Annotated in this window: 6 protein-coding genes and 3 pseudogenes; 6 read left to right on the top strand and 3 right to left on the bottom strand. The window is 41.1% G+C overall.

Going from position 1 to position 13,441, the window contains the following annotated elements; all coding sequences use genetic code 11:
• The first annotated feature begins 11 nt into the window (after positions 1 to 11).
• The 3 genes and pseudogenes from ACX27_RS30310 to ACX27_RS30300 all read left to right on the top strand — a co-directional run.
• Positions 12 to 2,906: a methyl-accepting chemotaxis protein gene (locus ACX27_RS30310; protein ID WP_062297984.1), complete on the top strand. Its 2,895-nt coding sequence runs from the start codon at positions 12 to 14 to the stop codon at positions 2,904 to 2,906.
• Between the two features lie 122 nt (positions 2,907 to 3,028).
• On the top strand, positions 3,029 to 8,167 hold the full coding sequence (locus tag ACX27_RS30305) for a hybrid sensor histidine kinase/response regulator (RefSeq protein WP_062297983.1): 5,139 nt from the start codon (positions 3,029 to 3,031) through the stop codon (positions 8,165 to 8,167).
• A gap of 77 nt (positions 8,168 to 8,244) precedes the next feature.
• Positions 8,245 to 8,732 (top strand): annotated as a pseudogene (locus ACX27_RS30300) (Rpn family recombination-promoting nuclease/putative transposase); the annotation flags it as partial.
• Here the strand turns inward: ACX27_RS30300 and ACX27_RS30295 are convergent.
• Positions 8,720 to 9,148 (bottom strand): annotated as a pseudogene (locus ACX27_RS30295) (Uma2 family endonuclease); the annotation flags it as partial. The pseudogenes ACX27_RS30300 and ACX27_RS30295 sit on opposite strands and share 13 nt — an antisense overlap.
• Before the next feature lie 212 nt (positions 9,149 to 9,360).
• Here ACX27_RS30295 and ACX27_RS30290 point away from each other — a divergent pair.
• Together ACX27_RS30290 and ACX27_RS30285 are read left to right on the top strand one after the other, a co-directional pair.
• Positions 9,361 to 11,451 carry a prolyl oligopeptidase family serine peptidase gene (locus ACX27_RS30290; RefSeq protein WP_062298658.1) on the top strand — a complete coding sequence of 697 codons (2,091 nt, stop codon included), beginning with the start codon at positions 9,361 to 9,363 and terminating at the stop codon, positions 11,449 to 11,451.
• A 95-nt stretch (positions 11,452 to 11,546) separates the two neighbouring features.
• Positions 11,547 to 12,147, top strand: a pseudogene (locus ACX27_RS30285) (Uma2 family endonuclease).
• A 93-nt stretch (positions 12,148 to 12,240) separates the two neighbouring features.
• Here ACX27_RS30285 and ACX27_RS30280 read toward each other — a convergent pair.
• On the bottom strand, positions 12,241 to 12,525 hold the full coding sequence (locus tag ACX27_RS30280; RefSeq protein ID WP_062297981.1) for a DUF427 domain-containing protein: 285 nt from the start codon (positions 12,523 to 12,525) through the stop codon (positions 12,241 to 12,243).
• 248 nt (positions 12,526 to 12,773) lie between these two features.
• Between ACX27_RS30280 and msrB the strand changes: the two genes are divergently transcribed.
• Positions 12,774 to 13,202 carry a peptide-methionine (R)-S-oxide reductase MsrB gene (msrB, locus tag ACX27_RS30275; RefSeq protein ID WP_235526704.1) on the top strand — a complete coding sequence of 143 codons (429 nt, stop codon included), beginning with the start codon at positions 12,774 to 12,776 and terminating at the stop codon, positions 13,200 to 13,202.
• Between the two features lie 69 nt (positions 13,203 to 13,271).
• On the opposite strand, the gene ACX27_RS35945 is transcribed toward msrB, so the two are convergent.
• Positions 13,272 to 13,433 (bottom strand): hypothetical protein, encoded by a 162-nt coding sequence (locus ACX27_RS35945; RefSeq protein ID WP_418006546.1) that lies wholly within the window; start codon positions 13,431 to 13,433, stop codon positions 13,272 to 13,274.
• Between the last annotated feature and the right edge of the window lie 8 nt (positions 13,434 to 13,441).

Genomic DNA, 13,441 nt, shown 5'->3' with positions numbered 1-13,441 from the left:
GGAGGGAGCAAATGGCAGCAACAATAGATGATTATCTAGAAACATATCAGCAGGCTTGTACAGCCTATGCGGAACAAGACTATGAATTCGCTGCTACCTTGGTTGATCAGGTAGTGCAAAATGTACCAGATGACCCTAACTGCCATTTATTAAGGGGTCACGTCTACTATGTTTTGCAGCAGTACGATGTTGCTAAAACCGAATATCAAAAAGTATTACAGTTGACTGATGATCCCGAAATCATCAGTTTTGCCAAAAATGGTCTAGAGAATATCAATCAATATTTACAACCACTGGAAGAACAAGCTATTCCGAGTGAAATTGATGAATCAATCAGTCTGACTGGTCTGACAGGTATTTCTGACCCCGCAGAAATGGATACATCAGACTTACAAGACTTAGGCGCGTTTGCTAATTTAGACAGCCAAAGTTTGAATTTCGATAGCTTGGCAGAACCTCAATCATCATCGAATCCGTTTGATATTCCCACAGACAGCATTATCATGCACAAAACGGTGGAAGAGCCACCTGTTTTGATGGATGATCCTTTTGCTGTCAGTCCAGATGACCAGATTGCCGAACTCAGTCACAGACAAGAAGAAGAAATTTCTTTAGATTTACCACCTTTTTGGCAAGAAGACATATCTGTCATCAGTGTAGATAATGACAGCATAACAAATAACCCCTTTGATAGTGGGACAAACGGAACTTCAGCCAGTTCACCCTTTGATAGCAACAGTATTGATTCTCCGTTTGCGCCAGATAATTTACTCACAAGTGACATTTTAGATACTTCTGAGGATGTTGTCTCCACAGAAAATTTTTCTGAGCCAAGCATGGCAAGTTTAGACGCGAAGATGGGTATTCTGGATGAAACTTTACCAAAATCGCCAGAAGATATCCCGAATGTGGACATAAGAACCAATCAAGATAATGTCTTTGCCGCCCAACCAAGTAATTGGTTAGAAAAAATAGAATTTCCTGATAATTCTACAAATACCAACTCATCTGTTAACGACGATTTTTCTTTGCAAAACCCTCCTTTAAAAGCTGGCACAACTTTAGACACCAACTCGTTTGATGGTGATGATAATTTTGATTTTGAAGCCTTTGAGTCTGCCTTTGGTTCAGATGAATTTAGAACCACTGAGGATACTAACAGTATGCTCAGTAGTGAAAATTCTAAAAGTAATATTGAATTTTTAGATGACTTTGACGAATTTGACGACCTTGGTGGTAATATTCCAGGGTTTGACTTAGCAGATTCGGATATGAGCTTTGGGGATGTGGTACTGTCTGGGCCATTAGAAACCAACAACAGTCCCCGTAGTAAATTCAATGAACCTATCCCGAATAATGGCAGTAGCGATCGCGATGAAGAACTATTCACCATTACTGGATCGCAAGAAGCTGTCCCGATATTTACGCAAACTGATGTGTCAAAATTAGAGCCAGTAGCTAGTGTGGAGCAAGGCTGGTTAGCTCCCCTAGAAAATGCTTCTTTAGATATGAAGCCTTTTTTAGTAGCTGGGACTGTGGGAATTTTCTCAGCAATGGTGGTGGCTGTGGTCAGCTTTGGAGCGACTTCTTTTTCCCCACCCCAACAGCGAACATCCATTCGTAACACTGGCTGGGCAATGTCCTTGGCGGCTGGAATTTCGGGGTTTGCCACGGCTGCTTTTATGAGCAATCTCACCCTGAAGCAAATTCGCCGCACTACCAAGGATTTACAAAGTCAGTTTGATGCCGTCCGTCAAGGCAATCTCAATGTCCAAGCCACCGTATATTCCGAAGATGAATTAGGTTTATTGGCTACTGGCTTTAACGAAATGGCGCGGGTAATTTTCACAACTACCAATGAAGCCCAACGCAAAGCCGATGAACAAGAAGAAGCCAAAGAAAACCTCCAACGGCAAGTAATTCGGTTGCTGGACGATGTAGAAGGGGCAGCCAGAGGTGACTTGACAGTGCAAGCGGAGGTGACAGCCGATGTACTCGGAGCCGTGGCTGATGCCTTTAACCTGACAATTCAAAACTTGCGTGATATCGTCCAACAGGTAAAAGTCGCCGCGCGGGAAGTAACCAAAGGTGCGACCAATTCTGAAACTTTTGCCCGTGCCTTATCGAGTGACGCTTTGCGCCAAGCGGAAGAGTTAGCTGTCACCTTAAATTCTGTGCAGGTGATGACCGACTCAATTCAACGGGTGGCAGAAGCGGCGCGAGAAGCTGAAGCCGTTGCCCGTGATGCTAGTAGCATCGCGCTCAAAGGTGGGGAAGCGGTAGAAAACACAGTAGCGGGGATTTTAGAAATTCGGGAAACTGTAGCGGAAACCACCCGGAAAGTGAAACGTTTAGCTGAATCTTCCCAAGAAATTTCTAAGATTGTGGCGTTAATTTCCCAAATTGCCTCCCGCACCAACTTACTGGCACTCAACGCCAGTATTGAGGCAGCTAGGGCAGGGGAAGCTGGAAGAGGATTTGCAATTGTGGCTGATGAAGTCCGCCAGTTGGCAGATAAATCGGCAAAATCTTTGAAAGAAATTGAGCAGATTGTGATGCAAATCCAAAGTGAAACTGGCTCAGTAATGACCGCAATGGAAGAAGGCACACAACAGGTAATTAAAGGCACAAAACTGGCAGAAGAAGCCAAGCGATCGCTCGAAAATATTATTCAAGTAGCAAATCGCATTGATATTCTTGTGCGCTCAATTACCAGCGACACCGTAGAACAGACAGAAACTTCCCGTGCTGTCGCTCAAGTTATGCAGTCAGTAGAACTCACAGCCCAAGAAACCTCCCAAGAAGCACAACGAGTTTCGGGCGCACTCCAAAACTTAGTGGGTGTGTCTCGTGACTTAATCGCTTCCGTTGAGCGTTTCCGCGTGGATACCTTGGAATCGAAGTAAAAAGGCAAAAGTAAAAAGGCAAAAGTAAAAAGAAATGTCTACTTTTGTGCTTTGTCTTTTACCTTTCAATTTGCCCTTGCCTTTTCTTTTACCTTTTAACTTTTACCTTTTAACTTGTGACTATGCTGCCGGAACAACAACAGCGGATTTTAGGTTACTTTATCGAAGAAGCGCGAGACCACCTGAACACCATTGAACAGGGGTTGCTAAATCTGCAAAGTACCTTGAACGACCCGGAAATGATCAATGAAGTTTTTCGGGCAGCCCATTCTATTAAAGGTGGCGCAGCGATGCTGGGTCTAACCAGTATCCAGCATACATCTCACCGTCTGGAAGATTGCTTTAAAGTTCTCAAAGAACATCCGGTGCGGGTTGATGAAAAGTTAGAGTCTTTGTTTTTGGGTGTAGCTGATACTCTGAGAGCTTTATTAGAACATTTAAGTGGCCCTTACGGACTTTCCGAAGAAGCGGCCAATCATTTGATGTCGGAAGCTGAACCTGTATTTAAATGGCTAAATGAACATTTAGACTTATTGGTACAAAAAGGTGATGCAGCCGAGAATAGTCATACCATCATCCAAGCAGCCCATATCGAAACTGTCAGTACGCTGACCGAGATTTTCCGGCGCGAGGATATTGCAGCAGCGACAGAAGACACCCAAGTTTCCACACCAGCACTACCCGCACCGGAGAATACTTGGAGCGAATTCCAAAACCAGGTGCTGCAATCCCTCCGACAGATGTTGCAACTGTTTAAGCAACAAGCAACACCAGAATCACGGCAAAATCTTCAGCAGTGCTGTAGCCAGTTAGAGAAACTCGGACAGAGATGGAATTTACCTAACTGGTCTAGTTTATGTCAAGCTGCGGCTAATGCGATTTGTAATAGCGAAAATACTTATCTGACCTTAGCAAAAATTGTGATTACTGAGATTAAACAAGCTCAGGAATTAGTTCTGCAAGGGAGAGATGCTGAAATTACTATTAGTCAGCAATTAGAAGCACTGCTGAGTTTTCCCGAACTGGAGTCTTTCTCTTTAAACTTTGATTTATTGGAAAATCCAGAGTCGACAGAGACAGAAACACCAATTATTAACACCGCTACTGATGAGGAAGTTTCACTGATTGCTACTGTCCAACCAACAGATAGTGTTATCAGCTTGACGGATTTGAATGAACAGCTGAATCAAAATCAAGCAGCAATTAATCCTCCTGATGACAATGGGGCTAATTTGCTGTTTAGTGATGGCGAAGATGAATCATTGACTGTAGCGCGAATTGATCATCATGGCCCAGAGGTGGGATTAGCCGAATTAAATACTTTGGCTGATTTATTTGAAGGAGAAACACCAGAATTAGATGAAACTTGGCAACAAGAAGAAATTCTGGAAATTAATCCCATCAGTGATTTAGAAATCGATATTACTGAAGATCCAACAGCAGATCATGATAGTGATTTAGCTGATTTTCTGTCTTTAGATCATAACTCGGCTGACTCATCAAGCAGTAATCTCGACACTACCGAAGACCTGGGATTATTATTTGGTGATAATTTCTTAGAAAAAGAGCCTTCAGCATCAACTACAGCACCAGAAACTCAGCCAGATTCTAGCAATGTTAGTAACTCAGATGTAGATGAATTATTAGCCCTAACTGGAGATGAGTCGCAACGCCCCACTACGCAAGAAGTTACTCAACCAACAAATCCAGCTCATCCAAATACTGAATTATCTGCGACCCAGCAAGATATTTTAGATGAATTATTCCTCGAAAAGGTAGAAATAAATACTAATCATCCAGAAATTCAGTTATCAAATTCCGAACCAGATGCTTTATCTTTAGATGGTTTATTTGCGGAAGGGGCAGAAAATACCCTCATACCCACAGCAGAATCAGGCATTGGGGATTTATTTGAGAGTCCATCTGCCACAACAAATGTATCCCAGACAGAAGATGATTTGCATAACTTTTGGAATTCTCCAACGGAAGCAGATACACCGTCAGAATTTGAAGATGGTTTAGAAGAAGATGTCGCTAAAGCTTTAGAAGAAAGTTTATTTGCGGCGGCAGCTTCTGGGGAAATTTTTGCTGATTTTTCAGATACGAGTTCGGCAAATATTGTCGATTACAGAGATGAGTTTGAGCTAACTTTTCTCCAGTCAGATTTAGATTTTGATGTTGATCAAGAGGATGATTTATTTGGAGATATCAAGCCGCCTGCTGTGAGTGATCGCCCTGGATCATCGTCAGAAATTCGCAATTTTTCCCAAGAACCAGAGGCATTAGATGTAAAACCAGAATTTACAGAAAAACCACCAGAATCAGAGGCGGTTGATGCCCAAAGTTTTGGTGAATTAGAAGAATTAAATCTTTTTGCTGATTTAGATATAACGACAGATAATGAAGCAATTACTTTAGATACTTTAGAAGCAAAAATTCATGGTACTTATATTCAATTAGATAGTTCCGATAATCCAGATTTTGATTTGTTTGGCGATATGAGTCTTAGGGAAACTACTGAGATATCTGCCCAAGAATCAGTAGTTAATCAAGATGCAGACTTGAGTTTATTAGATGAACTATTAGCTACAGATATTAGTGAATTAGATCCAGATTTAGACCGATTACTAGCGGAAACAGAAATTATTGAATTTTCCCAACTGCCAAACTTTGAAAATTTACTAGATGATTTCTTAGTTACTGCTAATCCGCAAACAGAGACAACAGAACCAACAGTTAACAATAATTTTGATTTATTTTCTAGCAAGGAAATGCCACCTGCCAATAATGCCGAGGTAGGATTAAAACTAGAAGTTTATGAAAATATTAATGAAACAGTCGCTGTTGATGTATTAAGAGAAACAACAGAGTCGCCAGAATTGTTATTAGAAATTATTGAAACTGTAGTAGATACACCAATAGTTGAACGACTAGCAGCAGAAACAATTGCAACTCCAGAAAATACTAATCAAGAATCAGCAGCAGAAGAGGATTTTGCAGATTTAGAAGCATTATTGGGTGAAGAATTACCGAGTCATGATGCAGCGATCGCCTCTGATGATTTTGCAGCTTTAGAAGCATTATTAGGGGGTAACCAGCAAACCCCTCAATCACCTGCGCCAGAAATTCATCACACTACTATTCAAGAATTTCCCGCCACAACTGGTCATAATTCTGCCAACGAAACACCAACACCGCCAAAATTAGAAGATGAATTTAGTGATTTAGAAAAACTCCTCGCGGAAGCAGATAACACCATAGCCCACACATCACCAACTAAATCCAACACTGGTAAAGCGCCCCGTCAAACAACGCGGCGGAATGCCAGATTTGAAGAAACAATGAAAGTGCCAGTCAAACAACTGGATGATATGAGTAATTTAGTTGGGGAATTGGTTGTGAATCGCAACACCTTAGAACAGGATCATGAACGGTTGCGACAGTCACTAGATAACTTGTTGATTCAAGTGCAGCAGTTGTCAGATGTGGGCGCGAGAATGCAAGAATTGTATGAGCGATCGCTCCTAGAAGCTTCTCTCTTAGCCAGCCGCAACAAACGAGAAGCCCAAATTCCATCTTCAGAACATGATACTGATCGAGGTTTCAGCGAATTAGAAATGGATCGGTTTACGCCGTTCCACACATTGTCTCAGGAAATGATTGAATTGATTGTACGAGTGCGGGAGTCAGCGAGTGACATCGACTTTGTAACCGAAGAAACTGAACGTGTCGCCAGACAATTCCGTCAAGTCACAACGCAATTGCAAGAAGGTTTAACCCGTGCCCGCATGGTGCCATTTTCTCAGGCGGTTGACCGTTTGCGGCGTGGTGTCAGAGATAACGCCATTAAATGCGGCAAACAAATAGAGTTGGTGATTGAAGGTGGCGATACTTTAATTGACAAGATGATTTTAGATCATCTCACCGATCCGCTAACCCACATGTTGAATAATGCGATCGCGCATGGGATTGAAACTCCCGAAGAACGCCAAGCTGCGGGTAAACCACCAGTGGGCGAAATTACCATTCGCGCCTTCCACCAAGGAAACCAAACCGTCATTTCTGTGGGTGATGACGGTGCAGGTATCGACTCAGAAAAAGTCAAAGCTAAGGCTGTAAGAGTCGGGATGATTACCAAAGAACAAGCCAAAAGCATCTCGCGGATGGAAGTTTATGATTTGCTCTTCCAACCGGGCTTTAGTATAAAAGATAAAGCCGATGAAATTTCTGGCCGTGGCGTAGGGATGGATGTGGTGCGTTCCGAGATTAGTGAAATTCGCGGGACGGTGAATACAGATTCCGCCATTGGTAAAGGTACAACATTCACGATTCGCCTCCCACTGACATTAAGTATTTGTAAAGCCCTGTGTTGCGTATCAGATAAAGCGCGAATTGCCTTCCCGATGGATGGAGTGGAAGATACTTTAGATATCCCCGCTAAGAATATTCAACATAATGCTGATGGCCAAGCATTTATTTCTTGGCGTGATACAGTCTTACCCTTCCGTCCGTTGAAAGAACTGTTATCTTTTAATCGCCAGTTGAGTCGCGGTAATGTTTACGGTGGTACAAGGGATGATGATACAGTTTCGGTGGTGGTGGTGCGATCGGGCAATACGTTAATTGCTTTACAAATTGACTTGGTACTCAGCGAACAAGAAATTGTAATTAAGCAATTTGAAGGGCCAGCACCGAAACCCATCGGTGTCGCAGGTGCTACGGTTCTCGGTGATGGTCGAATTATGCCAATTGCTGACGTGTTGGAAATTATCGACATCTTCCAAGGACGGATATCTAAAAATGCTGGTGGTACTTCTTGGCAGCAAAAAGTTCCGCCTACCGTTACAGAAACTCCGGCGGAGAAAATTGATCCGACTGTACTCATTGTTGACGACTCAATTACAGTTCGAGAATTGTTATCTTTGACCTTTAATAAAGCAGGCTATCGCGTTGAACAAGCCCGTGATGGTCAAGAAGCTTGGGATAAACTGCGCTCTGGGCTACCTTGCGATATCGTATTCTGTGATATTGAAATGCCCCGTTGCGACGGACTGGAGTTACTATCACGCATTCAAAAAGATTCCAGCCTGAATCATTTACCTATCGCTATGCTGACCTCACGCGGTGCTGACAAACACCGACAAATGGCAATTCAACTTGGTGCTAGTGGCTACTTCACTAAGCCTTATCTCGAAGAGGCTTTACTCGAAGCTGCTGTCAGGATGTTGAAGGGAGAAAAATTGGTGAGTAGTAACGGTTGAGGGTGCGGAGAAAGTTCATTTCTATTTTTACCACATCAGATTATGATAAATTTCCAGACAAAAGTGCATCTTCAGAAATGTCAAAACCCGCAGATATCAGCACAAAAAACTAATTAGCCTAGCACCAGACAATTGGGTACGATGGGTGACAGAGATTCCTAATATCAAAGCCAAGGAAATTTTATCGGGAGAATTTCAATGGATAAGTAGAGAAAGTGATGTATTAATCTGTGTTACCAGTCCTGAATATGGAGAATTTATCGTATTAAATGAACTGCAATTACGCTACAGTTCTAAAATGCCTCGACGAGTACGTTCCTATGCAGCACTGGCAGAAGAAAAATATCAATTACCAACTTACCCAGTGCTAATTAATATCTTACAGACAAGCGATGTGGAAATAACCACGAGATTTGAATCCAATGTTGCCGGATTAACAGCAACTCAAGATTACCGCGTGATTAATTTGTGGGAATTTGATGTGAATATTCCTTTTCAACAAAATTTACCATCATTACTTCCATTTGTACCAATTCTGAAAGGAGGAAATGAGTCTACAATCCAATATTCAGGAATGTTCAGCAAAGCATATTCTTCTACTTTTCGGGCATAATCATCTTGCCAATTTGTACTGACCACTTCAGCGACAAGTTTAATCGTAATGCCGTTACAAATAATAGGCTCTTTCTGCCAAAGTGGTTCTTTGCTTAGTTCTACTTAATCTAAGACAATCACATCAGGACACAAGGCTGTAGCTACCGCCAAAGGTTTAATTAGACAAGTTTTCGGCACTAGCCAGTTTAACTTGGAGTGAAAAACTTCGACATAGATTCTACCCGCAATACTACCTGCAACGGCTTCATGGGGGCCTGTAGGTTCCATATCTCGTAATTCTCCGTCAATGAGTTCGTAACGTGTATTGTCACCATATTGGTTAATAAATTCCTCGAAGCTAAGTAGCCTGGGTGGAGTGTAAGTCATACTGTTTTTACTAGATGTAGCTTTGTTCTGACTCTACTATTTCTATGATGAAATTGCTTGCCAGGATTGTACGCTTTTGTGTGACTTTTTTGACCATAGTTTTAGTATGCTACTTGAGTGTGCATCCTGGAATTGCACCTGTAGCTTTAGCTGGCTACCACAAGCTGGAGAAATCTGATTACCATGTACAGAGAAGAATGGTATCCCCAACTATGTCAACAGCAAAACAGATTACTTATCCAGCTACCCACAAAAGCGAACAAGTGGATAACTACCACGGAACTGTAGTTGCAGATCCTTACCGTTGGTTAGAAAATTCTGATTCTGAAGAAACGAAAGCTTGGATTGACGCTCAAAATAAGATTACTTTTGACTTTTTAGGTGAAATTCCGGCTCGTGACAAAATTAAACAACGCTTAACTAAACTTTGGGATTATGAAAAGTACGGTATCCCATTTAAAGAAGGCGAATCTTTGCGAGACGGTTCCACCGAACGCTATTTTTATTTCAAAAATAACGGACTGCAAAATCAAAGCATATTATACACCTTAAAAAAGCTTGATGACGAACCGCAAGTTTTACTTGATCCAAATAAACTTTCTGCGGATGGAACGGTTGCTTTATCAGGATTATCGATTAGCGATGATGGTAAACTTTTAGCTTATGGTCTGGCAACTTCTGGTTCGGATTGGCAAGAATGGAAAGTCCGTGATGTAGCCACAGGTAAAGATTTAGCCGACCATTTGAAGTGGATTAAATTTTCTGGTGCATCTTGGACAACTGACAACCAAGGCTTTTTTTACAGTCGTTATGATGAACCAAATTCTAAAACTCAGTTAGAAGATGTTAACTATTATCAAAAGCTTTATTATCACAAATTAGGTACACCCCAATCAGAAGACATTTTAATTTATCAACGTCCTGACCAAAAAGAATGGGGATTTGGTGGTGGTGTCACAGAAGATGGACGCTTTTTAATTATTTCTGTGTGGCTGGGAACTGACTCGCGCAATTTGGTATTTTATAAAGATTTAACTAATCCCGAAGCGGAAGTTGTGGAATTAATTAGCGAGTTTGAAGCAGATTATAGCTTTATTGATAATGAAGATAGTGTTTTTTATTTTCGCACAGATTTAAATGCGCCACGGGGGAGGGTGATTGCTATTGATATTAGTAAACCCGATAAATCCGCATGGCAAGAAATTATTCCCCAAAGTGCAGCCACTTTAGAAAGTGTCAATATCCTCAATAATCAGTTTGTGGCTGATTATTTACAAGATGCGCGATCGCAAATCAAAATCTTTGACCTAAAAGGTGCATTTGTCCGCGAGGTAGAATTACCTGGAGTTGGTTCAGTTGGTGGTTTTGGTGGTAAACGTCATGATACGGAAACTTTTTATAGTTTCACAAGTTTTACTACCCCAGGCACAATTTATCGCTACGATATGGTAACAGGTAAAAGTCAACTGTTTCGCCAACCGAAAGTCGGCTTTAATCCTGATGATTATGAAACAAAACAAGTCTTTTATCACAGTAAAGATGGCACAAAGGTGCCGATGTTTATTACTCACAAAAAAGGCATTAAATTAGATGGAAATAATCCCACTTATCTTTATGCCTATGGTGGCTTTAATATCTCTTTAACACCAACTTTTTCTGTAAGTATGGTGGTGTGGATGGAAATGGGTGGTGTTTATGCTATGCCAAATCTACGTGGTGGTGGCGAATATGGCGAAGAATGGCATCAAGCCGGGATGAAAGAGAAAAAACAAAATGTGTTTGATGATTTTATTGCGGCGGCTGAGTGGCTAATTGCGAATAAGTATACAAAACCTGCCAAACTAGCGATCGCAGGTGGTAGTAATGGTGGTTTATTGGTGGGCGCTTGCATGACACAGCGCCCTGATTTATTTGGTGCAGCTTTACCAGCCGTTGGTGTTATGGATATGTTGCGCTTCCATAAATTTACTATCGGCTGGGCTTGGACTAAAGAATATGGTTCACCCGATAATCCTGAAGATTTCAAAACACTTTATGCTTATTCACCCTTGCATAATCTCAAACCAAAGACAGCTTATCCTGCCACTTTAATTACTACCGCAGATCACGACGATCGCGTTGTACCTGCCCATAGTTTCAAATTTGCGGCGGCTTTGCAAGCAACCCATCAAGGTGATGCACCAGTATTAATTAGAATTGAGACAAAAGCGGGACATGGCGCAGGTAAACCAACTACTAAAATCATTGAGGAAGCGGCGGATAAATGGGCGTTTTTAGTGCGGACTCTGGATATTAAAATTTAAACGCAGAGTATTGAAGGTGTGTTTCTGCAATGGTAGAACGCACCTTTTTTGTTAGATAACCAAGTTCAACTGTTGAATAGATATGGGTAAAAGCTATGCAAGTTACACAACAGCAATACTACACCCCAGAGGAATATTTACAGTTAGAGGAAGAGGCTGAATATAAAAGTGAATATATTGATGGACAAATAATTCCAATGGGAGGTGGAACAGTTAATCACGCTCGAATATCACTGAACCTTGGTTCGGCGTTAAATTTTGCATTTAGACAACAAAATTATGAAGTATTTGTGGGCGATGTCTGTTTGTGGATATCACAAAAACGGATTTATACATACTCAGATGTGATGATTATCGCAGGTGAACCGGAATTTTTTAACAATCGCCAAGATATTATTACTAATCCGCAAATTATTGTAGAAGTGCTATCAAAATCTACGAAAAATTATGATTATGAGGATAAGTTTGCGGCGTATCGCACAATGCCCACATTTCAAGAATATCTCTTTAATTGACCAATATCGAGTTCATGTAGAGCAGTTTTCTAAGATTGGGAAAAAACAATGGAACCTGCGTGAGTATGATGAAGAAGATCAGGCGATCGCATTTGCATCTGTACCCTTTGAGATTTCCCTACAAGATTTATATAACAAAGTCAATTTTGATCTGGTTGAGCCAGAAAATGAAATAATCTGAACACAGAACACAATGATTCATCACAAAAAAGGCTTATTCACTGAAACTCTGTAAATCATCTAGTCTCAGCAAATAAGCCGGAAGCATCTCAAATTAAGCTTCGACTTTTACGCCTTTCCAGAAAGCGACGTAACCTTCAATATTTTTAGCTTTTTCCTTGGCACTGGGATAGTACCAAGCAGCGTCTTGATTCACCTGTCCATCAACTGCGATGCTGTAGTAACTAGCAACACCTTTCCAGGGACAAGTGGTGTGGGTGCTACTGTCTTGGAAATACTGCTTATTAATTGCGTCGGGAGGAAAATAATGATTACCTTCCACAACTATAGTATTGTCACTTTCGGCTAAAGTTGCACCGTTCCAAACTGCTTTAGGCATAATTGCGTTTTTGGGCAAAGTTTACACTTAATATTTTGACACTGTACTGCCTAAACTCTGAATCTGCTGTAAGATTTTGCGTAGAAGTATGATTACAGTGAAAAAGCCAGCTTGTGTGACTGAGAATGAGAAATAGCTAGTTATCTTGAAATGTAATTCAGCAAAAACTCATAATAGATATATGAAAAAAACGTTATTTTTTAGAGGCAAGCGCCGTATTAACAGGTGCAGCCTTATTATCCCAGTTTATTAATCCGAGGACAGAAATCGTGGCAAGTTCTAATACTGAGTTTGAAGTTACCAAATCTGAAGATGAATGGCGCAGTATTTTAACACCAGAACAGTTTCGTGTTTTGCGTAAACATGGAACTGAACGTGCTTTTACCAGTCCCCTTGATAAAGAGTATGCACAGGGTACTTATGTGTGTGCAGCTTGTGACTTACCACTGTTTAAATCTGATACCAAGTTTAATAGTGGTACTGGCTGGCCAAGTTTCTTTCAACCAATTGAAGGTGCGATCGCTACTACTGTGGATCGTTCATTATTTATGACCCGCATAGAAGTTCATTGTCGTCGTTGTGGTGGACATCTAGGCCATGTATTTCCTGATGGCCCTGCGCCTACAGGTCAGCGTTATTGTATGAATGGTGTGTCGTTGAAATTTATTCCGGCTTAACTAGCACAAATTAACTACAAAACACCCGACTTCTGAATAAATCGGGTGTTTTTCATCATGATATTATTGTCACCAAAAAATCATCACATATAGTAACGACACGCCAATATTTAACAACCAAAACCCAAAATGGGCTATGGAATAAGGTAGTTTTTTTTTTAAGCGTTTAGTGTTATCAAATTCCGCACTAATAACTTGAGATAATTCAAACGGACTGAGAGACTGAACCAAATTTAAAC

This window comes from Nostoc piscinale CENA21 (assembly GCF_001298445.1).
In the GTDB taxonomy this organism is placed as follows: domain Bacteria; phylum Cyanobacteriota; class Cyanobacteriia; order Cyanobacteriales; family Nostocaceae; genus Nostoc_B; species Nostoc_B piscinale_A.
The sequence above is the reverse complement of the archived record's forward strand: the minus strand, read 5'-3'. Positions and strand labels throughout refer to the sequence as shown.

Bases quoted from the DNA above. Each gene is read 5' to 3' on its own strand.
- ACX27_RS30305 (WP_062297983.1), top strand. From the start codon at position 3,029: ATGCTGCCGGAACAACAACAGCGGATTTTAGGTTACTTTATCGAAGAA.
- ACX27_RS30290 (WP_062298658.1), top strand. From the start codon at position 9,361: ATGTCAACAGCAAAACAGATTACTTATCCAGCTACCCACAAAAGCGAA.
- ACX27_RS30310 (WP_062297984.1), top strand. From the start codon at position 12: ATGGCAGCAACAATAGATGATTATCTAGAAACATATCAGCAGGCTTGT.
- ACX27_RS30280 (WP_062297981.1), bottom strand. From the start codon at position 12,525: ATGCCTAAAGCAGTTTGGAACGGTGCAACTTTAGCCGAAAGTGACAAT.